The organism is Dyadobacter frigoris (assembly GCF_005280585.1).
In the GTDB taxonomy this organism is placed as follows: domain Bacteria; phylum Bacteroidota; class Bacteroidia; order Cytophagales; family Spirosomataceae; genus Dyadobacter; species Dyadobacter frigoris.
In genome coordinates this window covers 327080-348863 of record NZ_SZVO01000009.1, presented here as the reverse complement: position 1 = coordinate 348863, position 21784 = coordinate 327080, and the positions used below count along the sequence as shown (strand labels likewise).

Annotated in this window: 16 protein-coding genes; 10 read left to right on the top strand and 6 right to left on the bottom strand. The window is 43.2% G+C overall.

Features of this window, described 5'->3' with window-relative positions:
• Positions 1 to 57 precede the first annotated feature (57 nt).
• Genes FDK13_RS20305 through FDK13_RS20295 form a run of 4 tightly spaced genes read right to left on the bottom strand, consistent with a single transcriptional unit; the run spans position 58 to position 5623 of the window.
• The gene (locus FDK13_RS20305) at positions 58 to 3186 is read right to left on the bottom strand and encodes an efflux RND transporter permease subunit (RefSeq protein WP_137341831.1); all 3129 of its coding nucleotides are present in this window, start codon (positions 3184 to 3186) and stop codon (positions 58 to 60) included.
• Between the two features lie 10 nt (positions 3187 to 3196).
• Positions 3197 to 4009 carry an efflux RND transporter periplasmic adaptor subunit gene (locus FDK13_RS20300; protein ID WP_220417397.1) on the bottom strand — a complete coding sequence of 271 codons (813 nt, stop codon included), beginning with the start codon at positions 4007 to 4009 and terminating at the stop codon, positions 3197 to 3199.
• Entirely contained in the window at positions 3898 to 4257 is a 360-nt protein-coding gene (locus FDK13_RS35860; RefSeq protein WP_220417396.1) for a hypothetical protein, read from the bottom strand. Before FDK13_RS35860 ends, FDK13_RS20300 begins: the two co-directional genes overlap by 112 nt.
• Before the next feature lie 7 nt (positions 4258 to 4264).
• Positions 4265 to 5623 (bottom strand): TolC family protein, encoded by a 1359-nt coding sequence (locus tag FDK13_RS20295; protein WP_170982860.1) that lies wholly within the window; start codon positions 5621 to 5623, stop codon positions 4265 to 4267.
• Between the two features lie 406 nt (positions 5624 to 6029).
• Here FDK13_RS20295 and FDK13_RS20290 point away from each other — a divergent pair, with 406 nt between their 5' ends.
• From FDK13_RS20290 to FDK13_RS20280, 3 genes are all read left to right on the top strand, one after another.
• Complete coding sequence (locus tag FDK13_RS20290) at positions 6030 to 6617, top strand: porin family protein (protein ID WP_170982859.1); 588 nt, start codon at positions 6030 to 6032, stop codon at positions 6615 to 6617.
• A gap of 41 nt (positions 6618 to 6658) precedes the next feature.
• Entirely contained in the window at positions 6659 to 7279 is a 621-nt protein-coding gene (locus FDK13_RS20285) for a Crp/Fnr family transcriptional regulator (RefSeq protein ID WP_137341828.1), read from the top strand.
• A gap of 149 nt (positions 7280 to 7428) precedes the next feature.
• Positions 7429 to 7770: a hypothetical protein gene (locus FDK13_RS20280; RefSeq protein ID WP_137341827.1), complete on the top strand. Its 342-nt coding sequence runs from the start codon at positions 7429 to 7431 to the stop codon at positions 7768 to 7770.
• Positions 7771 to 7991: 221 nt separating this feature from the next.
• Here the strand turns inward: FDK13_RS20280 and FDK13_RS20275 are convergent, their stop codons facing one another.
• Positions 7992 to 8366, bottom strand: coding sequence for a hypothetical protein (locus FDK13_RS20275; protein WP_137341826.1), 375 nt, complete (start codon positions 8364 to 8366; stop codon positions 7992 to 7994).
• A gap of 165 nt (positions 8367 to 8531) precedes the next feature.
• Positions 8532 to 11987 (bottom strand): ThuA domain-containing protein, encoded by a 3456-nt coding sequence (locus tag FDK13_RS20270; RefSeq protein WP_137341825.1) that lies wholly within the window; start codon positions 11985 to 11987, stop codon positions 8532 to 8534.
• Between the two features lie 230 nt (positions 11988 to 12217).
• Here FDK13_RS20270 and FDK13_RS20265 point away from each other — a divergent pair, with 230 nt between their 5' ends.
• The 7 genes from FDK13_RS20265 (at position 12218) to FDK13_RS20235 (ending at position 21730) form a co-directional block, all read left to right on the top strand.
• Complete coding sequence (locus FDK13_RS20265) at positions 12218 to 12943, top strand: NUDIX hydrolase (RefSeq protein WP_137341824.1); 726 nt, start codon at positions 12218 to 12220, stop codon at positions 12941 to 12943.
• Between the two features lie 658 nt (positions 12944 to 13601).
• Complete coding sequence (locus tag FDK13_RS20260; RefSeq protein WP_137341823.1) at positions 13602 to 19808, top strand: TreTu family toxin; 6207 nt, start codon at positions 13602 to 13604, stop codon at positions 19806 to 19808.
• On the top strand, positions 19805 to 20089 hold the full coding sequence (locus FDK13_RS20255; RefSeq protein ID WP_137341822.1) for a hypothetical protein: 285 nt from the start codon (positions 19805 to 19807) through the stop codon (positions 20087 to 20089). Before FDK13_RS20260 ends, FDK13_RS20255 begins: the two co-directional genes overlap by 4 nt.
• Positions 20090 to 20219: 130 nt before the next feature.
• The gene (locus FDK13_RS20250; protein ID WP_137341821.1) at positions 20220 to 20717 is read left to right on the top strand and encodes an STM2901 family protein; all 498 of its coding nucleotides are present in this window, start codon (positions 20220 to 20222) and stop codon (positions 20715 to 20717) included.
• Positions 20707 to 21027: a DUF1493 family protein gene (locus FDK13_RS20245; protein ID WP_137341820.1), complete on the top strand. Its 321-nt coding sequence runs from the start codon at positions 20707 to 20709 to the stop codon at positions 21025 to 21027. The genes FDK13_RS20250 and FDK13_RS20245 overlap by 11 nt, the downstream gene beginning before the upstream one ends.
• 20 nt (positions 21028 to 21047) lie before the next feature.
• Entirely contained in the window at positions 21048 to 21386 is a 339-nt protein-coding gene (locus FDK13_RS20240; RefSeq protein ID WP_137341819.1) for a DUF1493 family protein, read from the top strand.
• A gap of 59 nt (positions 21387 to 21445) precedes the next feature.
• Positions 21446 to 21730, top strand: a complete 285-nt coding sequence (locus FDK13_RS20235; RefSeq protein ID WP_137341818.1) for a colicin immunity domain-containing protein — start codon at positions 21446 to 21448, stop codon at positions 21728 to 21730.
• Positions 21731 to 21784: the final 54 nt, after the last annotated feature.

Genomic DNA, 21784 nt, shown 5'->3' with positions numbered 1-21784 from the left:
AAATATATAAAATCTTTACATCCTAAATCCATCTAACGATCAGCACAGAAGAAATCGCTACGCTTTATAAACGACCAGGGCTTCTGTCTGCGACTGCGTTTTTTTGTCAAACCTTACGATAAGTTTTTCAATGATCAGATACATTGATGGCACCACAAACAACGTAAGAAGCATCGAGCTGGTCAGTCCGCCAATTATGACCCAGGCCATACCATTTTTAATTTCAGAACCCGCTCCGCTGGCCAGGGCAATCGGCAGCATACCCAGAATCATGGCAAGCGTAGTCATCAGAATCGGACGAAGTCTTTCTTTACCTGCTTCAATCAGCGCATCGTGCGCTGAATATCCCTGACTTTTCAGCTCATTGGTAAAGTCCACGATCAGAATCGCATTTTTTGATACAAGACCCAGCAGCATGATCACCCCGATGATCGAGAAAATATTAAGGGTCTCCATCGCAAGTGCCAGCGCCAGAAAGGCCCCTATCAAAGCAACCGGTATTGAGAAAAGTACCACAAACGGGTAGATCATGCTTTCATAAAGCGCCACCATGATCAAATAGACCAGAAGTACCGCCGTAATCAGGGCCAGACCCAGGCTTCCGAAGGCATCACCCTGGTTTTTAGTATCGCCAAGAAATTCGATCGTAACACCATCCGGAAGTTTTATTGCTTTTGCTTTCGCGGCAATCTCATCGGATACTGAACCCACCGGGCGGCCGACGACATTGGCATTGACCGTGATCGCGTTCAGACGGTTGTTTCGCTGCAACACACTTTCGCCCAGACCGTCGCCAACCTTTGCAAACTGGCTCAGCACAAAGCTCTGGCCGTCGCTGTTGGCAAAGGAAAGATTTTTTACGTTGCTGATCTGTGAACGGTTATAAGCATCCAGACTGATTTTTATATCGTACTCATTGCCAGACTGTTTGAATTTACTTTTATCATCACCGCTAAACGCATTTTGAAGCGCAGCTCCTACCTGGCTGGCATCAAGGCCCAGCAGCGTCATTTTTTCACGGTCTAGGCTCACATCGACCTGCTGCTTTTGATCTTTTACGGACAGCTCCACAAACTGGGCTCCGGGAATGCTCGCAATGGTGTCTTTAAACTGATTGGCCACGCTGCGAACATTCTTTAAATCAATCCCTCTGATTGCCACCTGAATCGGGGCTGCGCTGTTGCCTGAAATACTTGTCGGGGTAACAGATACCTTGATTCCGGGAATAACCGCGCTGATTTCCCGCTGCATTTTCAGCCCAAATTCACCCGGTGTAAAATTTCTCTGTTTTTTATCAACCAGACTCACAGTCAGTTCAGCCAGGTTGCCGTTGTTGGCAGCGCCCGACACGCTTCCCGTGACAAAGCCGATACTTGAAAACACATTAATTACCTCGGGCTTTTTCATAATCATTTTCTCAACCTGCCGGGTGACCATATTCGTCTGGTAAATGCTGGCTGACGGGTCGAGTTCAATTTTCATGATCAGCTCGCCCTGATCCGCTGCCGGAATAAAGGTCGCTCCGATAAAGCCCTTACCTACCAGCATTAAAGAGCTGAAAATAAGAAGGATTACACCCGAAAGAAGCCAGCGTTTTTTGCGTAATGCAATTTCAAGCAGGTAGCCGTAGTCCGCTTTAAGCTGATCGATAAATCCTTCAAAACCAAGGTTAATCCTCCCCCAAAGCGTTTTAGTATTCATTTCCTGAATTTTCCCAAAACGACTCGCCAAAAGCGGCGTGACAGTAAAGGACACAAAAAGACTCATCAATGTGGATATAACCACGACCAGTGAGAACTCGCGCAGAATAGAGCCGATAATCCCGCCAGAAAGCGCAAGCGGAAGAAATACCACCACATCAACCAGGGTTATGGCAAGGGCTGTAAAACCGATTTCACTCCGGCCTTCCAATGCAGCAGTAGCCCGGTCTTTTCCCATTTCCAGGTGCCGGTAGATATTTTCGAGTACTACGATCGAATCGTCCACCAAAATACCAACAACCAGCGAAAGGGCCATCAACGTCATCAGATTCAGTGAGAAGCCCAGAAAATACATAACAATAAAAGTCGGGATGATTGAGCACGGAAGTGCGATCAAAACAAACATTGAGCTCCTTACGCTGTGCAGAAAGACCAGCATTACAAAGCCCACAATGACAATAGCAAGCACCAAATCTTCCATTACCGCATGGGCCGATGAGAGCGTGTAGGTGCTTTGATCGCTCGAAACTTCAAATTTGATCCCCTGTGATTTATATTGGGATTCCAACGAAACGAACTTATCTTTGACCCGCTGACTTACATCAACCGCATTGGCATCCGACTGCTTGATAAGCTGGATCCCAATGGAAGGAACACCGTTAAGGTGATTGATGGCCGTTGTCTTGGCTGTTGCATCGACTACTTCCGCCACATTTTCAAGGTAAATACCCCCACCGCTTCTTGGACTGCGGGCAACGATCAGTTTTCTAATTTGCTGCATGGAGCTCACGTTGGCATCATAGCGGATCGAAAACTGTTGGTTTTGGGTTTCGATCTGCCCTGCCGGAAAGGATTGGTTAGCTTTGGCGACAGCCAGGGTAATCTGGTCAATGCTTAGGTTATATCCTTTCAATTTGGCCTGATCGATGTTGACCTGAATCTGCCTTTCCTCTCCGCCGATAATATTGACCTGGCCTACCCCCGGAATATTTTGAAGCAGCGGGCGCACCTGAAGATCCATCAGATCATAAAGTTCCCTGGGGGCGAGTTTGGATGTAACCCCTGCCTTGATCACGGGCGTCTCTTCGAGGCTGACTTTGTTGACAAGCGGCTTGTCAATCGCATCGGGTAACTCGTTTTGCTTCTGATCCGCCTTACGCTGAATATCACGCTCGGCTTTATCGACATCCGCATCACTTTTCAGGGTGACTGTGATTTGTGAAACCCCTTCCTGGGAAGTGGAGCTGATCTGGTCAAGGCCTTCAATGGAAGCGAAAGCATCTTCGAGTTTTTTGGTAACAGAACTTTCTACCTCAGCGGCGGATGCGCCCGGATAGATCGTACTCACACTCACCACATTGACCTGGATTTTGGGCAAAAGATTGTAATTGAGAAGAAAATAGCTCTGCACCCCAAATAAAATGAGTACCGTAAAGATCACAACGATTAACAAGGGCCGTTTGACGGCGATTTCTGATACTGACATGCGGCTCTAATTAATTTGATAAACTAACCTCTGTCCCATTTTTCAGGTTGATCTGCCCGGAGGTAACGACCCGGTCGCCCGTTTTCAGTCCACTGATAACCTCAATGGAGCCGCCCATTTCCCTACCGGATTGTACCGGTGTGAGCGCTACCTTATTACCGGGTCCAATTACATAAACCGATGCATTCTTCACACTTTCGGTCAGCGCTTCACGGGGGATCGTCAAGATGTTCTGACGGGATTTCTGAGAGAAATCTGCGTAAACAAAGGTGCCTGAGCGCAGCGGGGTTTTTGAAGGATTAGCAATGATAATTTCTACCATATAATTATGGGTTACATCGGCCTGGGGGCTTATAAAAGTGACCTTACCCGCAAATACCGCGTTCATATATACGTCCGTCGTGATTTTCACAGATTGCCCGGTTCTGACCTGATAAACTTCCGCTTCGGTCAGATTGACCTGCACTTTGGTGCGGGAAAGATTGACAATTGTGGCGATCTCTGAACCTGCGTTCGCAAAGATGCCTGCTTCCATGCTTTTGACCAAGATCGTCCCGCTGGTTGGTGCTTTGATCGAGGCATCACTCATTTGTTTTTTGATCTGGTCTACCTGCACCAAGGCGTCATTATAATCCTGACGGAGCTGATTTACTTTTTCCTTTGTCGCAGCTTTCCCTTCATAAAGTTCTGTGTAAGTCTGAAGGTCTGCTCTCAGTTTGGCAAGATTACTCTCTGCTTTTTGAAAATCGAGCTGAGCTGCCCTGTTATCCATGACAGCCAAAACCTGTCCCTGACGCACCTGGTCACCGAGCTCAAAGCGCACGTTTTGCAAAATGCGCTGGTGGTCGTGATCACTTTGGATTCTTTAAAAGGAGCCAGATTTCCGGTTTTGATAAGACTTACCTCCAAAAGCTGCTCTTTGGCTGCTGCGTATTTAACAGGAATTTTAACTGCTACCTCCTTTTCCGGCTTGTTATTTTCATTGATCGTCTTTTTGTTGGCAGTCAGTTTATAAGCGATCAGAAGGATTATGGCAAAAAGCCCGATTGAGATAATGTATTTTCGTTTCATAAAGTTTTTACAGCGAGTGGTGAAATGTTTTTAGCGTGCCATTAGCCTTCTCCAAATCGATTTTAGCGATCAGAAAATTATAGAGCGAATTCAGGTAATTACTTTGCGCCTCTTTCAAAGAGTACTGGGAATTAAGCCAGTCGGTCAAACCGGCCACACCTTTCTGGTATTGAAGATCCGTACTTTTAAAGACCGATTCGGCAAGGCTTATATTTCCTTTATCATTATCCAGCGTGCTTTGCGCTTTGATTAGTTTCGTGCGGGCATTGTTGTATTCCAGGTGAAAAGTCTCCTGATCAATTTTCAGGTTTTCCCGTGCATTAACCTGCTTGATGCGGGCCTGATTGTACTGGGCATTCCGTTTAAATCCATCAAAAACAGGAATAGAAAGTTTGATCCCCACAGCAGCGTAGTCACTGATCGATGAAAAGGATTCACCCGGATTATCCCCAAACCCTATACCCCCGTATTTAGCATAAGCAGTCAGTTTGGGGATTGCTGTTGCCCGGATCCTGGCCTGGTCAATATCCAAAAGCGCGATTTTAACTTCGGAAAGTTTAAAATCAATCCGGTTGGCAGCGTTAAAAGAAGAAAAGTCACCCAAAGCCGTCCGAGCCTGGTCTGCCGAAGGTTCATCCAGGACAAAATATTCAATTTGAAGCGAATCATTAATTGCATAACCCATGGCATTCCTGAGCTGGTTATGCGCCAGCTCAAGATCACTTTCTGCGGACAAGACCTGGGAATTCGTATTGTTATAATTGACCTGGATTTTATTCACATCTGATTCCATTGCAACGCCCTTTTCAAGTTGCAGTTTTGAAATGGTAAGCTGCTGTTGATAGGTACCCAGATTCGTTTTCAGAAGGGCCAGCTGCTGGCGGTAGACAAAAATCTGGTAATAGGCATTACTGATGTTATAGATAAGGGTTTCTTCGTTTTGCTCGCCGGTGAGCTGAGCTTCTTTTAAAGCGATCTTGTTAGCCTTCAGCCCGGTAAGTAAAGATTTATCAAAAATAGTCTGATCCACCTGGGCAAATGCATTACTATTGAAACGCTTGGTAAAGGCCACTTTGATATCGGTCGGCCCGAATACGCCAGCCGGGATCACTTGCTGCTGCACCTTTATATTATCATCTATTGTGCTGGTAATATTAACCGACGGCAGATAAGCGGCCTGGGCTTCTTTGGCCTTATAGCCGGCCGCATCCACATCATTGCGGTAAACTGCTGTGCTGCGGTGGTGGGTCAGGCCATAATCAATGCACTGCTTCAAAGTGAGTCGCTGCTGTGCCCGGACGGAAAAGGACAAAGCAGCAAAAATCAGTATATAAAAAGACTTCTTTATAGGGATTATCGGGCACATCAGGTGCATGTTTAATTCCTTCAAAATTGCGTCAAACCCTTTGAACCACGTTATAATTCGTGACCGAAGCGGGCAAAATGAGCCGGGAAATACACACAGGAGAATGACCTTTATCATTTAAAACTAAGTCCAAAGGAGCAGATGTGATCGTTTGGCTCTATAAAAATGGACTTGCAAAAAAGGCCGCGCTCACTTAAAATACTTCCTTGAGTGACTGGTGCTGATTGACAAGAATATGAAACTACCTGACTTACCTGTTTATTTTTTTGCCTGTTAATTCCGCCTCGGTTCTGACTTTGCCCGCTTCCCCTTCCTTTTCTTTTTACCATTCCTGGCCAGGTGCAATCTTTGACCCAACAAAAATCAAGCGGGGGCTTGACACTTTACATTTAAAATAAATATGATCATGAAAAAATTAGTTTTCGCCAGTCTAATGCTTGCATCTGTTAACGGTTTTGCACAAGGAACAATGAAGGACATTATGAAAAGGATTCAGGTAGGGGTCACTGCGGGAGGAAATTATAGTGACTTTATGAATGCTGATTTTGATACCGAAGGTTTACCTGGATTTCACGCAGGGCTGATTCTGGGATTCAAAATTAATGACAAGCTTTCTATCCAGGAAGAATTCCTGTTTTCGCAGCAGGGCGCTAAACTTAAAGGAGATTTTCTGGAAAAACAAGATCTTAAACTTTATTACATGAGCATACCCATTCTGTTGAAATACCGAACTAAATCGGGAGTGTACTTCGAAGCGGGACCACAGGCCAGTTTTAAAGTTAAAGAGGACGTGGTTGGGATCACAGGCGAAGATTTCGCAGAAAAACTTGATTTCGGCGTAGCCGGGGGACTTGGGTTTCAGTCAAAAAGCGGATTTGGTATTGGTGCCAGATATGTCTACGGGTTTTCCCCGGTTGGCGCATTTAAGACTTCAGCTGTGAAAAAGGATTTTACAAACACGGTCGCTCAGGTAAGTATTTTCTATATTTTCTGATGCTGCTCCGGCGGGTCAATTATATCTTACGCTCTTAGTGGATGAATGATTATATAATTGCCATCCGACTCCATCTGTTTGTATATTTGGCTATGACCAATGTAAAACTTCTCGAATTCCTTAGATTACTAACTCTTAACTCCGAGGAAAGTGTATCGCTGCTAGCTGGCAATTTTGAAAGTAAAATCCTTCAAAAAGGGAATATTCTTTTAAAGGAAGGCGAAATCTGTACTGCGTTTTATTTCGTTGAAAGTGGTTATCTGCGCACATGCTATGATAAAGGTGGCACAGAAATTAATCTATACTTCCACATGGATGGTTCTATGAGCTCAGATCATAGAAATGCGAAGGCCGGTATTGCTTCAAAATTCACAATAAAAGCGGGAGAAAAAAGCGAGGTATGGATTTTGAACCGGAAAAAGCTCGAAGAGCTTTGCTACGCCAACGAACAAATCATGGTTTTTGCAAGACGTTTGGTTAGCCATATAGCACTTAATTTGAACGACAACGAGCTCCTTTCGAAAATATACTCCCCGGCAGAACGTTATACGCATATGCAGAAAAATCATCCTGATCTTCTGCAACGTATTTCACTTTCAAACCTTGCCTCCTATCTGGGAATCGATCGCAGAACGCTAACCCGTATCAGGGGAAAAAAATAATTTCGGGACTTTTGTCTCAGCATGAGCCCGGGTTAATCCGCTAATTTTGAATTTTACCAAGGCGACATTAATAAAGGAAGGCTTTTGGATAATTCCTGCCATTCGTTTTGGTATGAAGCAATACTTCGCAAATCATAATCAGCTTATAAATGGAAAATGCTCAGAATGAAAACCCACTAAAAACCCGGTGGTACCACTATATTTTTGCATTTTTCGCAGGAATCTTTTTAGTAAATATTCTGCCGCATTATATTCACGGCATCACCGGAAAACCTTTTCCAACCCCTTTTGCCGATCCTCCCGGCAAAGGGTTATCCTCACCTGTGCTTAATGTTTTGTGGGCAACGATTAATTTTCTGATCAGTTTTTCTATTTATTATTTTGCCAAAATTAATAAGCGTACAAAATGGATCTGGATTGCCGTATTTGCTGGCGGCGTGCTTATGTCCTTCTATCTGGCCAGTTATTTTGGTGCGCTTGGCCTAGCCTGAAAATGCGGGTTTCTTTCCATATATGTGTGTAGAAATCGAATTTTGACCCGCGTTTTGTAATACGTGAGTCAAAATTCGAAAACACGGAGAGTTTCCTGATGGTTTTCTACAATGCTATTTTTGGCAAGTCAATTTACAAGCAGGGTTATCAGAAGTATAAGGACTGCAATGATGGTTCGTCGCATTCCTTATACTTCATCCCTGCTGTGCACCCTGATTACTTATTTCACCCTTTTTGCAGTTGCATCAAACATACCCAGCAAACTGCCTTTAAGATTATCATCGTCCACTTTTTTGAGGTTGATCGTTACGTCATAACCCTGTGCATTAAATGCCAGATCCAATAAATCTGCACTTTCGTCAACAGTAACAGGAACTTTTTCAGCGGTTGGTTCGGCAGGGTTTGACATCTGTCCGGTCAGTTTTCCGTCTGTTCTGACCAGGTCCACGATCATCTTGGAATCTCCATTTGGCGTACCAAATATGGTAACTTCCCATTTCCCGGCAAAAAAATCGGCCGGTGCGGCGCTTTGAGAATTACTGCTGAAAACAACACCCAGCATTAAAAACAAGCAGATTAAACTTAATTTTCTCATCGTTGCAGTCGTTAAAATTGATATTAAACAGTTATTGACATTATTTATTTAAATTCTCTTTTCGGTTTTAACCGTGTCTTAAAATGCACTAAAGGTAATCTGCCCGAATTTCCCCAAAACATATCAACAGGATTTAGTTTAAAGGTGAATTCTGTGGACGGCAATTTAACGCTGGTCATTTTCGTGAAACTTGAATTCTGCTCCCATAACAATCATCAACGAATGCTCCTCTGCTTTGGGATTTACAAAAACCACATAGACATCATGTAGTTTCGCATCTGATTTCTCCGGAATTTTTACAGGTATACTAAGCGTTGCTGGCTTAAAATCAAGGGCTTCGGATGGTTCTAGAAAGTCAGATACTCCAAGCAAGCTGCCTGTTGGACTATCCATGTGCAATTCCACTTTTCCGCCTGCTGCGTTCAGCTGTGGTTTGGGAGCCATTGCCTGCAACTGCAACTCAGAAATAGCATTTAGATCTATTTGCTTCAAAACCATATAGGCTCCTGGCTTGGAAGCAATGGCCAGATTCATCCCGCCATTAGAAATCTTCATGATATTATCATAGTCATCAAAGCTGTGCACATCTACTTTTGAATTTCTCAGCGCAAAGGATTGTTCCGATTTTACAGACGGCAGCCCACTGGCACCTGCATCTTCATAGGCAGCCCGCACAATAAAGATGCCTTTTCCTTTATCACCCGATGGGACTTTTGCAACGTAAGTGCCTTTTACCGGCAATGATTTTTCCTTTGATTTTTCATTGGCAATGTTGAGAATATATTTAACCATTTCCGAAGCATCAGCTGCTGACAACTGCGGATGCGCTGCCATTGCTGTTTCACCCCAAACACCGCCGCCACCGGAAATCACTTTTTTGGTCAGTTTTTCAACCGCTGAATTATCGCCTCTATATTTTGCCGACACTTCCCGGTAAGCAGGGCCAATTGATTTTTTGTCTGCACTATGACAAGCCTTGCAATCACTGGCTTCCATGAGTTTTTTTCCGGTTCCGTACAGGGCGCTTGCATCCGCAGAACGGTGTCCCTGGGCAATAGCGATCTTGTCAAAACCCTCTGCCAGATAATCAATATTGACAGCGACCTGATCCGGATCGATACCCTTGCCCAACGCACCATCTTCTTTATCGGTTACTTTAATATCGTAATTAAAGGATTTATTGGCTGTATAAAACGATTTATTACTGCCAGGCATTTCCAGACTCAGCACGGGTGGTTCGTTTCCCACGGTTATCTCCATGGATTGCGAGCTGATACCTCCTTTGCCATCGTTCACCGTAAGCGTGGCTTTGTAAATACCCGTTTTTGCAAGTATCAGGCTGGCATCAGCAGTTTTTACCACTTTTTGAAAACCGTTTTTGGAGGAAATTTTCCACGAATAAGTAAGCACATCATCATCGGCATCCACCGTACCTTTTGCGCTAAGTTTAAGGGCCATCGGTGCCGCACCACCCATTTGGTTAGCGGTCATTTGCAGCTGCGGCTTGCGGTTACCTCCGTTGTACTCAATCCGGATCAGCCGCGCATCATTATTGGCAGAAAACCAGCCGGTCCCGTATTCAAGCATATATAAATCGCCATTTTCAGCAAATTCCATATCCATTGGATTCGAGAATTTATAGCTGGGCATCAAACGCTCCATAGAAGCAAAGTTCCCGTCCTGATCCATCGAGATTGCCATAATCCAGCCCCGCATCCATTCGTAAGCAAGCAGCTTACCATCGTAATAATCTGGAAAAACACCCGGAGCTTTCTTAAACTGATCCGCGTAAAAAACAGGGCCCGCCATCGCATTTCTTCCGCCCGAGCCCACCAGTGGAAATTCTTTTGATACCGCATAAGGATACCAGATGAATGCTTTTTGTGCGGCTGGAAGCACTTTCAGTCCGGTGTTGTTAGGTGATGTATTCGACGGAGCATTCACATCCCATTTATCCAGAGATTTTTTATTGGCAAAATCGTATTTGTTGTAAGCTTTATTATCACCTACAAAATGCGGCCATCCAAAGTTACCGGCCTTACGGGCCTGTCCCACCTCGTCATGACCCGCAGGGCCTCTTGTCGAATCCGGCTTGGCAGCGTCAGGGCCCACCTCTCCCCAGTATACGTAATTTGTTTTCTGATCAACTGAAATACGGAAAGGATTACGGTGTCCCATCGTATAGATTTCCGGACGGCTCAAAGGTGTGCCTTTCCCAAACAGGTTTCCTTCTGGAATCGTGTATGTTCCGTCGGGCTGTGGTTTGATCCTGATTATTTTACCACGGAGGTCATTGGTATTTGCTGATGATTTCTGCGCATCCCAGGCGCTTCTTCCCTCCTGCTCATCGCTTGGGCTGTAACCGTTCGAACCGTGCGGATTAGTATTGTCACCCGTGGATAAATACAAGTTACCCGCTTTATCCCAGGCAATCGAGCCGCCCGTATGGCAGCACTCCTCGCGCTGCGTGGGGACATCTAATAGTATCTTTTTTGATTCCATCACAAGCTGGTCACCTTTCAGCTCAAATCTGGCGAGTACATTTTTAGGTTCTTCCACAGCTGAATAATAAAGATAAATCCAGTGATTCTGAGCAAAGTCCGGATCTTTGTTAAGGCCCAAAAGCCCGTCTTCACCCGTTGATTCTTTTCCTTCTTTGTTTTTGTATTTTAAACTGACAGGGATCTTAGCAATGGTTTTCAGCTCCTTGGTTTTTGTATTGTAAAGCCGCACATCTCCTTTTCGCTGAATGAATAAAACCCTGCCGTCGTTTAGCACACTCAGTTCCATGGGTTCATCCAGCTTTTCTTCGAGAATCACTTTGGTGAAACGGTTTTCTTCGGGTCTTGATTTTGTGTAATCCAGCGGTTTGGGTGCGTCGCCACCGGCAGCGTACTTAATTCCTGACCAAAGGTGATTCAAAAAAAGAGGTTCTGAGAATGTTTCATCGGTATGGCCCATGGCGGTATAAAACGAGCGTCCTCCATCAAAGTCCTGATACCAGCTGATCGGATGAAAATCGGGATTTTTGCCCCCTGTATAGCTTTTTTCATCAATTTTCAGGACGACATTTATTTTAGGAGAAATATCTTTGAAGCTATAAAACTCGTCCTTACGTTCGAATTCGTCCGGCATACCCTGTGTAGCCCAGTGATTTTTTTGAGTCACGATGAACTTCCCGTTTTGCACATTGCTGGGTGTCATCGGATGATCCAGAAAATAAGCTCCAGCCAGTTTCCCATACCATGGCCAGCCGTATTCTGTATCCGTAGCCGCATGGATGCCCACATAACCTCCGCCTGCCTGAATATATCTTTCAAAAGCAGTCTGCTGCTCCTCATTCAAAATATCGCCCGTGGTATTCAGAAATACTACCGCATTATACTTTTTAAGATTTTTGTCTGTGAACTGCGCTGCATCTTCGGTGAAGCCGGCCGTGAAGCCTTTCTCCTTCGAAAGTTTGGTCAGTGCTGTTTTGCCCGCTCCTATGGATGCATGTCTGAAAGATGCAGTTTTACTAAAAACAAGAATATTGATTGCAGGCGTCTGGGCAAAAGAAAAATGAACTGATAGAAATAGCCCCAGGCAAATTAGCCTGAACAGAATCGGTTTTACCTGCATCTTGAAAACATTTTAAGTTATAGATGAGTAAAAGTATGATTTATTTTAATATTGTCTATAAATTAGACAATAAATATTTTTATGTTTTAAATTTACATTGTACAAGTTATAAAATGAGTATCCCGATATTTGGCAGCACTAATTTGAAGCTGCTGTGCTGATGCGGATAATTTACTTCCGGTACTAATCAGAAAACAGTAATTTCGTTACATCAATAAAAGCAATTACGAATGCATAATCCAAGTGAACAGAATTTCATTCAGCAGCTCTCTATTGATTGCGTGATATTTGGGTATGACGACAATCAACTCCAGGTATTAGTCAACAAGCTCAATTTCAATGGAGATTTTTGGGCCTTACCCGGCGGCTTCGTTTATCAGAATGAAGATATTGACAAGGCCGCAAACAGAATTCTTCACGAACGCACAGGCATAAGCGAAATCTATCTGGACCAGTTTTATGTTTTTGGCAACGCAGCCCGAAACAATCTCAATTTCCTTGATGCATTAATTGCGCTCAACCCACAAATGACCATTGAGGGTAAGCCAAATAAAGAAGAGTACGACTGGTTTACAAAAAGATTTGTTTCCATCGGCTATTACGCGCTGGTCGATATCAATAAGGTGGTTCCCCAAAAAACAGATATTGATGAATCAATAAAGTGGTATAACATTAAAGATTTGCCCCACATGATAATCGACCACAATGCAATTGTTTCAAAAGCGCTCGACAGCCTCAGGCTTAATCTGGATGAAAAGCTGTTAGCTTTCAACCTGCTTTCTGAAACCTTTACCATGAAGGAAGCTCAGCAGCTCTACGAATCCATTTTTGACAAACCTTTTGCCCGTAATAATTTCCAGAAAAAAATTCTGGACCTAAATGTTTTAGAACGCCTTGAAAAGAAATTTACGGGCGCCGCTAACAAAGCTCCATTTTTATATCGAATTAAGAAATAATCAGCATTCGAACCGCTCCCGCAATGGATGAGCACCTTCCAGGCGACTTGTTTCCGTTTTTTTTCTTCTTTCTAATGAGGCCAATAAAGAACACTTTCCTGTTTTTACTTCACAGTATAGCAATACTGTAAAGTAAATGCGGGACGATACAATCGCTGGAATTTTCCTGTTCCTAAAAATTCGGGAATTGAAGTACACAGAAAAGTAAGGGGTGAGGCGCCTACATGCAAGCGTGGACGTTCATTTTGCTTTGTGAATAGGGCTTCGCCCCCGCGACGTCCGCTCCATCAGGAACAAGTATTGGAATCGACCGGCGCTTTTGCTTTTGACCAAAAAATAAATTTATTTTATTCTACAAACTATGTAAAATAAAAGTCATAGGTTTAGAGCAAGTTACATAGTATTACTTACCACCACTATCCTCCAATCAAATGAAAAAAATATTACTACTGCTTAAAAGACCTCCATTTTGTTGCCATATAATAACGTAACAAAATCGGTAAGCTGAGATATGCAGCTACCAACCCATCTGAATGCAATTTATGGAACTTCATTTTGACGACCTGTAAAAGGCCGCTTTACAATATCTGCGCTCTAAGCACTTCAATATCTGCTTTTTAACAATAAAAATTGCTTTAAAAACGACAATATAGCACTCATGAGAAAAATTTACTTATTAATCTTACTGGTTCTTACAAATGGTGTAACTGCCTATTCACAGAATGTCAGTTACACATCTTTATATGACAATACTACTTTTAATAGTAAGGCCATTGTTCAATCTCTTGCAGTAGGAAGTACACCAGGTGCAGGAAACGTATCAGCAAATGGTAGTGCCTCTTATTCAATCCCTATTGCTATACCACCAGGTTCAAACAACGTAGTACCATCTGTTTCAATTGAATATAATTCGTTGGGGGGAAGCGGGATTGCAGGCATGGGCTGGAATATATCCGGTTTATCTGCGATTTCACGGGTAGCTCGCAATGTTTATTTTGATGGGACTTCTGGACCGGTCGAACTTTCGGCTAACGACCGCTTCGCAATGGATGGGTCAAGGCTTATAGTGAAAACAGGGACTTATGGGGCAGCAAGCTCGACATATGGAACAGAGGTAGAGGACTTTTCCACTGTGACCGCCATTGGTACCCAAGGTAATGGACCTTTGTCATTTGAAGTCCTTACCAAGGACGGGGTGAAAATGGAGTTTGGCAACACGGCCGATTCCCGTTTTATGAGCCAGACAGGTAATACCGTAATGTTTTGGCGGATCAATAAATTAATATACCCCGACGGAAACTACATTGAATATGTATTTACTGACACCTCGACCGAACGGGATTCCCGGATTAGTGAAATAAGATATACAGGTAATGCTTCTGCAGGTGTAACACCTTATAACAAGATTGAATTTGCATATAAAGTACGTCAGGAAGGCTCTCCGGTAACATTTTCCGATATTCGGACCACCTATGAAGGTGGCTCTTCCATCCTGAGTAAATATCTGCTCGATTTGGTTACTGTAAAGGCAGAAGGTGCAATTGTGAAGAAATACCAGCTTGGGTATGGCCATGACAATATTAATTCCTACCTAAAATCTGTAACAGAATACGGCAGTGACAATTCACAACTTAATCCTACAATTTTCAAATATGGGGATACCCCTGTGGAAATAACGGATCTAAATACTACGATCGGCGCGGGAGCCAACATCCAGGCTATGTCCGGGGATTATGATGGGGACGGGAAAGACGAAGTCCTTTCAGCGCACGTATCAGTCACCACACTTGATATTCCTTATTTCGATAGTTTTAGGGTATTTAAAGCTGATGTTGCGGGTACTGGCTATTCTGAAATAGCTTATCAGACATTGCCTACAAATTATACGGTTGTTAATAAGGTCGATATCCCCAATTCCAAAAGTTTTATCCCTAGCGATTTTACAGGGGATGGTTTAGACGACATACTTACCTTGAATATCTCCAATAATGGTACAGAATCTAAACTGGAAAATGTTATTATTTATGAAAGTACAAACGGAGGAACTTCGTTTGTACCCCATGTCCGGTCGATACAGCCCAATTATTACCGTATTCCTTTAAATAACAGGTTTTTCTATCCAGGAGATTTTGATGGAGATGGAATCTCAGAATACATTACAATTCTCGGTAATGTATCAGGAACCTACGAACCCTTTCTTTGCAGTAATTATATTACCGGTGGTGCCTGCGGAAGCATAAGTATTCCCGGTACAACCAGTTTCCCTTCGAACACCTGGACCACTTCAGATAATATCAGTACACTTGATTTTAACGGTGATGGAAAGACCGACCTGATGCTGATCAAAAACAACATATGTGAGATTTTTACATTTCAGGGAAATACAGCTGTTAGGCTCTATAACGGTACCTTCCCCGCTTCTAATAAATTCCTTTACATTGGTGATTTTAATGGAGATGGGAAAACGGATTTAATCCAGGCCGCTCTTGATTTCTCATCCGTTACTAAAGCTATTGCAACGGGGACAGAATTCAACCAAAGCACGTTAACTTTGGTCCAGCCCTGGCCAACCAGCCAGCCCGTAACAGGACAGAGTGATAATATTATAATAGGAGATTATAACGGAGACGGTAAGTCGGATCTATACTATAAATGGAACCGGACGATGAACTATCCAAACTCCACCGGGTACGACATTCATAACTATACAGGTACTGACATCTACTATAGCCAGGGAGATTCTTTTAAATATAAACAACTCAGTTATCTCGAGCAAATACAAGAAGGTTTAGGTCGCCCTTCCACAGTTACCTATATCGTAGACTCTCCGATGGATTTAAACGGGGATGGGCGTACTGACCTGGTCTCTTCGGGTGGTTCAAATTTTTCTTATAAGCTGTTTAATAAAGACGGGCAGAATAACCTTTTACAAAAGGTCTCCAATGGACTTAACCACGTTACCGAATGGAATTATAAAAGCCTGGTGGGTAACGGCTCCTTTTACAGCAGGGGAACAGGTACTTCTGTATACCCTTTTAATATTATTCAACCAACAGCTATTCTTGTTTCTGATTTTAAAGCCCCAAATGGGATTGGGGGAACTTCAACGGTACAATACAGTTACGAAGAAGCCAGGTTACACCGGGCCGGTAAAGGATTTTTAGGTTTTAAATATATTTATACTGCCGATCTGACTACAGGGACAAGAACCATTACAGAAAACCAGCTCAATACCACCTATTATACCGCTGTTCCTTATAAGACTACAACCTATCTGGGTATCAGTACCGTCATACTTAACACGACCACCCTTACCAACACTTTTGTTTCACCGGCACCCAAACGCTTTTGGATAAAAACAACCGGGCTTTTAGAGAGCAATAGCCTGACAGGCCGTTTGGTAAACACAACCAGTAATTATGACGATGCCAATGGCAATATTACTTACAGTAAAATGGACGTCAACAGTGGTGTTGAAATTACCGAAACAACCACTGCTTACGGTGCCTTTCCGGGAAGCATTCTTAACAAACCAACATCTGTAACCATTGCCAAAACCCGTGGCGGGCAAAGCCCTGCTTACAGTACTGTTACAACTTTTGGCTATAACAGCATCGGACAGCTCACTTCCAAAACGGATTTTTCAGGTACGGCAAAATCCGTGGCTACCAGTTATGGCTATAATTCCTTTGGAAACCTCACAAGCACCACGGTAACACCGTCGGGGATGACAGCCCGATCTTCATCTTCTGTATTCGATAATAAAGGACGTTATCCGGAATCATCCTCCAATGCTTTAAGCCAGGGTTCTTCCGCTACTTATGACGCCAAATGGGGTAAACCGTTAACTGTAACCGGCATTGATGGACTCACAACAAGTTCTACTTATGACGGATTTGGCAGAACAACCACTACGACCTATCCAGGATCCTATACGACCAATCAAACTTATGTCTGGGACAGCTCCAACGGGGCAGTCTGGCGAAGTGATCTGACCTATCCAGCTCAGGGAAAGCCTGATTCTAAAACATGGTATGACCTGCTTGGCCGGCAGATCCGGACAGAAACCGAAGGTTTCGGCGGCACAATCATTCAGGCTCAGACCTATGATGCAAAAGGTAATATAAAGACCAGCACTCAGCCTTATAAATCGGGAGAGACCTATATTACTACCACAAATGGATACCATCCGGATTACAACTGGCTGGTTTCTGTTGATCAGGGTGCACGGGGTACCACCAGCATGGCATATGCCTACTCAGCTGGGGCGCTTACACTCACTACTACCGCACCAACCGGAACATCTTCTAAGATCACCGATGCCAGTGACAAAGTAACTTCTGCTACCGATAACGGGGGCACGCTCACTTATTCCTATTACAATCATGGCGGTCTGAATCAGGTCATTAGAGATAATGTCACCATTATCTCTAATGAGTATGACATATATGGTAGACAAACCAAACTGATCGATGCCAATGCAGGTACAACGACCTACGATTATGATGCGCTTGGCCAGTTGGCATCCCAGACTAATGCTAAGGGACCCACATATACGCACACAATGGCTTACAACCTGCTAGGGCAGCTTACAACACGCACTGGCCCGGAAGGAACGACCTCCTATATTTACGGTAGCTCAAACTCCGGCGGGGAATCCAAAAATCAGATCAAGCAAATAACAGGTTTTGCCTCTGGCAATCAGACCAATTACAGCTATGACGCACTGGGACGGGCAACTTCGGTCATTGAGAAAATAGATGCAGCAGATCATACCACCTCCTATTCCTTTAACAATTTCGGGGATGTAATCACCACTACTTACCCCTCCGGCCTGGCCGTCACCAATGTATATGATACCAACGGCTATCTGTCCAAAATTCAGGGCGCCGGCACCGATATCTATACCACAAGTACTATGAACGGTCAGGGGCAGGTAATGACTTATTCCCTGGGTAATGGAAAATCATCTACGAATACCTATGTTAACGGATTTCCCACCAAATTTGAAACTTCGGGTATTCAAGACCTGAACATGGCCTGGGATTATCAAAAGGGCAACCTGACCAGCCGGAATGATGCGCGGGCTGCGATAAACAAAACAGAGTCATTCACGTATGACAACCTGAACCGCCTGACCGGCTCTACCATCAGCGGTGTAGCAGGTTCTTTCACTACCAGTTATGCTTCCAACGGAAATATTGCCACAAAAACAGACGCTGGTACTTATTCCTACGATGCTACAAAGGTCAACGCCGTTACGGGGGTAACAAACCCCAGCCCGTCACCAATACCCCTGATGCAACAGGATATTTCCTACACGGCATTTTTGCAGCCGTATGTTATTACCGAGAATGGAAACGAATTAACATATACATACGGGGCTGATTATGAGAGGATAATGAGTGTTACAAAGCAAAATAGCACTGTTATCAATACAAGGTATTACTTTGCCGGAGGTTTTGAAAAGGACGTTACGGCAGGGACAACACGCTATATTCAATATATTTCCTCCCCTGCGGGTTTAGTGGCCATTGTGGAAAGCCAAGGAAGCAGTCATACAGTTCATTATACCTACACGGATCATTTAGGGTCTATTGTCACGGTAACCAATAGTTCCGCAGCCGTAGAAGCCCAGCAAAGTTTCGATGCCTGGGGTAGGAGAAGAATTTTCGATACTTGGGCACTGCTTGCACCTACAGCAACGGTACCTAATATCCAGGTTTGGTTGTACCGCGGCTACACTGGGCATGAGCATTTGGATAACTTCGGGCTCATCAACATGAACGGCCGGTTATATGATCCTGTGCTAGGAAGAATGCTGTCTCCTGATAATTACATCTCGGATGCAGGTTTTACCCAGGATTATAACCGGTATTCGTATGCCAAAAATAATCCGCTTCTTTACACTGATCCGGATGGACATAATCCGATCATTGGGGCAATTATCGGAGCGGTTAGTTACACTTTGGGCGTTGCATTCAGTGACGGTGGTTTTAAAAACTGGAACTGGTTCGGGTTTGCAAGTTCGGTCGTTGTAGGCGCTATGACCTCGGGCTTTGCTTCTGTAATCGGTGATGCGGTCGGTGCAGGCATTACGGCAGGAACCTTATCTTCATTTGGAGCAGGTGCAATACAAGTCGGAGTGTACGGCGCGTTTAATGGTACAACTTCCTTGCTAACAGGAGGAAGTTTTGTATCAGGTGCCCTGACTGGAGCCGCAGGGTCTGCGATGGGCTCGCTTACAGGGTTAATTCCAGGTATACAAACAAACGGATGGGGGACGGCTGTACAGGTTGGATCTGCCGCCGCCTTTGGAGGAATTGTTTCGGAACTGAGTGGCGGTAATTTCTGGAATGGTGCTGCTCAGGCTGGAGTTATTGCCGGGTTTAATCATGCGGCGCATAGAATTTTGGAAGGCCCTGGTAAAGGACAAAAGATGTTATGGGGTTCTGGACGTAAATTGAATAGGTTCGAGCGGATACTTGCTGAATTTGGACTCTTTCCAGGAGTAGGAATTGTCGGCGGAGCAGCTGAGGTAGGAGTTACCACCGTAGGGCGCTGGATGTCTCAGGCAGAGTATGATATAATGAAAAGTACAGGGCGCATGGTTGAAGGTGCTGGAGGTAAAACCTCAGTAGCAACAGGAGGTTTTGAGTCATTTAGTGGTGCTGCACAGGGATCAGTATACGCAGAATTTCAAGTACCAACCAGTAGTTTGGTACAAGGAGGACATTCTAATTGGTTTAGCATTCTTGGGCCCAATGCAAGTAAGTCTCAGTTATTTATGTTACAAAAACAAGGGGGGGGGAATACTCCCACAAATAAAAAATTTATCCCCAATTCTCAAAGTAAAATAATATGATGAAAGATGTCAACTGGTTTAAAAAGGAGGTAGAGCCTGGTTTAAAAGGTTATGAAGTTAAATATAAATTTTTTGAGAAAGGAGATTTTGGGTCACTTAATCAAGTGGAATTCAATTCAGAAAGTCAAGGTGGAGAAATTGATTTTTGGAGTACCGGTTGGTTGGGAATTCATTTAGTAGATTACGAAAAAGGGGAAGAATTACTAAAAGGTTTTTTGGATCCACATCAGGAAAAAGAAAAAGAACAGATTCTTAAAAAATTACAAGAATTATTAAAATAAACAAACAGATGCACTTACTGGAGCCGCAGGATCTGCGTTGGGTTCGCTTACAGGGTTAATCCCAGGTATACAAACAAACGGATGGAGGACGGCTGTACAGGTAGCTTCTTCCGCTGCTTTTGGAGGGATCGTGGCTGAATTTAGTGGTGGTAATTTCTGGAATGGTGCTGCTCAGGCTGGAATTATTGCCGGGTTTAATCATGCGGCGCATCGACTCTTAGATAATCCTGAATACGATTTTAATGGCAATACCTATACTTCTAAGGCAGAATTATATGCGGCCATCTTAGCTGATCAATCTATGGAACAGTTTGGAATAAAAGACATTATAGCACTTGGTGGCACTGTTTCTGGAATGGAATTGGTGGATAAACGTTTTGTAGCAAAGGGCGCTAGTTCAAAAACTTCAATTCTTTCAGAAAATTTGAGAAAAGTGGGTTTAGGCTCATTTAAGAAAGCAAAATGGGCTCCTACTTTAAATAACGTATTATCCAAAACAGCTTCGAAGGCCGCGTTCATTGCCAGATGGATTCCATGGATTAGTACCGCAATGTTAGCGTATGACACCGGCATGATTCTATATAACACTCAACTCATTTATAATAAAATTACAGCAAATGGAAGATAATCAAATTTTCAAAAATATAGTTGTCATCATTCGGAAAAACAGAGGAGAATTAAATAATATAATAACTCCAACCACTAGCTTGCAGAAAGACCTTGGAATTGATGGAATCGATGCAGAAGAAATTCTCAATGAATATTTTTCATTGTACAATATAGATATATCGGAGTTTCATTTTTTAGATTATTTTGGAGAAGAGAATTTTAATCCCATTATGGTATTAAGAAGCCTTTTTTCTTCAAAAAAAAAGAAGCCTATAACTGTTGCTCACCTAGTCACTTGTGCTATTAAAAGAAAATGGGAAATTCCATAAATGACTGATATAAATTAAAAATGGATACATTGGAAATACTCAAGGAGTTTATTATTGAAGATAGAGGAAAATATGCAAAGCCGTTTTCTATAAAAACCACACTGGAGAAAGATTTAGGTATTACTGGTGATGATACAGATGAGTTTATGGATGCTTTTTTTAAAAAATTCAACATTCATTCCGAAGACTTCGATACAGGAAAGTATTTTCATTCAGAAGGGTTTGATATTTTTTTCTTGAGTGCTATAATTAGAAAATTTACTGGTGCCAAAAGCTTAAGCAATCCAATATACGATATTACACTAGGCGACTTAGTACGTGCTATCGAGGCAGGTACATGGATAGATCCAAAATTATAACTCCCGTTTAAATTCTGGCTAACTCATGAGAGGTCCTTTACAAGCAATCCCCAAATAATATGTATAGCAAAGATGATAAAAGAAGACTATATCAATTAATTGACATGTATGTTCTAAGGCAAATAACAGCGCCCGTTTTTTGCGATGAATTTTATTATTCTTATGATTTGGAAATTGATACCGATTCATTAACCACTGAAGAGCAAAAAGCATTTTCAGATTTAAGTATGATATCAAGTCGTTTTTCTCAGTTTAAGGATGATATAGCAAAATATCCAGGTGCCTATTACAATGAAGCTGAGCTGAGAAGAAAAGTAATAGAAACCCAAGAAAAATTAAAATAATATTTTCGATTACGTGCTATCGAGGCAGGTACATGGATAGATCCCAAATTATAA

Excerpts from the sequence above, each read along its gene's own strand:
- FDK13_RS20305 (WP_137341831.1), bottom strand. The coding sequence starts at position 3,186 with ATGTCAGTATCAGAAATCGCCGTCAAACGGCCCTTGTTAATCGTTGTG.
- FDK13_RS35860 (WP_220417396.1), bottom strand. The coding sequence starts at position 4,257 with ATGAAACGAAAATACATTATCTCAATCGGGCTTTTTGCCATAATCCTT.
- FDK13_RS20295 (WP_170982860.1), bottom strand. The coding sequence starts at position 5,623 with ATGTGCCCGATAATCCCTATAAAGAAGTCTTTTTATATACTGATTTTT.
- FDK13_RS20290 (WP_170982859.1), top strand. The coding sequence starts at position 6,030 with ATGAAAAAATTAGTTTTCGCCAGTCTAATGCTTGCATCTGTTAACGGT.
- FDK13_RS20285 (WP_137341828.1), top strand. The coding sequence starts at position 6,659 with ATGAATGATTATATAATTGCCATCCGACTCCATCTGTTTGTATATTTG.
- FDK13_RS20280 (WP_137341827.1), top strand. The coding sequence starts at position 7,429 with ATGGAAAATGCTCAGAATGAAAACCCACTAAAAACCCGGTGGTACCAC.
- FDK13_RS20275 (WP_137341826.1), bottom strand. The coding sequence starts at position 8,366 with ATGAGAAAATTAAGTTTAATCTGCTTGTTTTTAATGCTGGGTGTTGTT.
- FDK13_RS20270 (WP_137341825.1), bottom strand. The coding sequence starts at position 11,987 with ATGCAGGTAAAACCGATTCTGTTCAGGCTAATTTGCCTGGGGCTATTT.
- FDK13_RS20265 (WP_137341824.1), top strand. The coding sequence starts at position 12,218 with ATGCATAATCCAAGTGAACAGAATTTCATTCAGCAGCTCTCTATTGAT.
- FDK13_RS20260 (WP_137341823.1), top strand. The coding sequence starts at position 13,602 with ATGAGAAAAATTTACTTATTAATCTTACTGGTTCTTACAAATGGTGTA.
- FDK13_RS20255 (WP_137341822.1), top strand. The coding sequence starts at position 19,805 with ATGATGAAAGATGTCAACTGGTTTAAAAAGGAGGTAGAGCCTGGTTTA.
- FDK13_RS20245 (WP_137341820.1), top strand. The coding sequence starts at position 20,707 with ATGGAAGATAATCAAATTTTCAAAAATATAGTTGTCATCATTCGGAAA.
- FDK13_RS20240 (WP_137341819.1), top strand. The coding sequence starts at position 21,048 with ATGGATACATTGGAAATACTCAAGGAGTTTATTATTGAAGATAGAGGA.
- FDK13_RS20235 (WP_137341818.1), top strand. The coding sequence starts at position 21,446 with ATGTATAGCAAAGATGATAAAAGAAGACTATATCAATTAATTGACATG.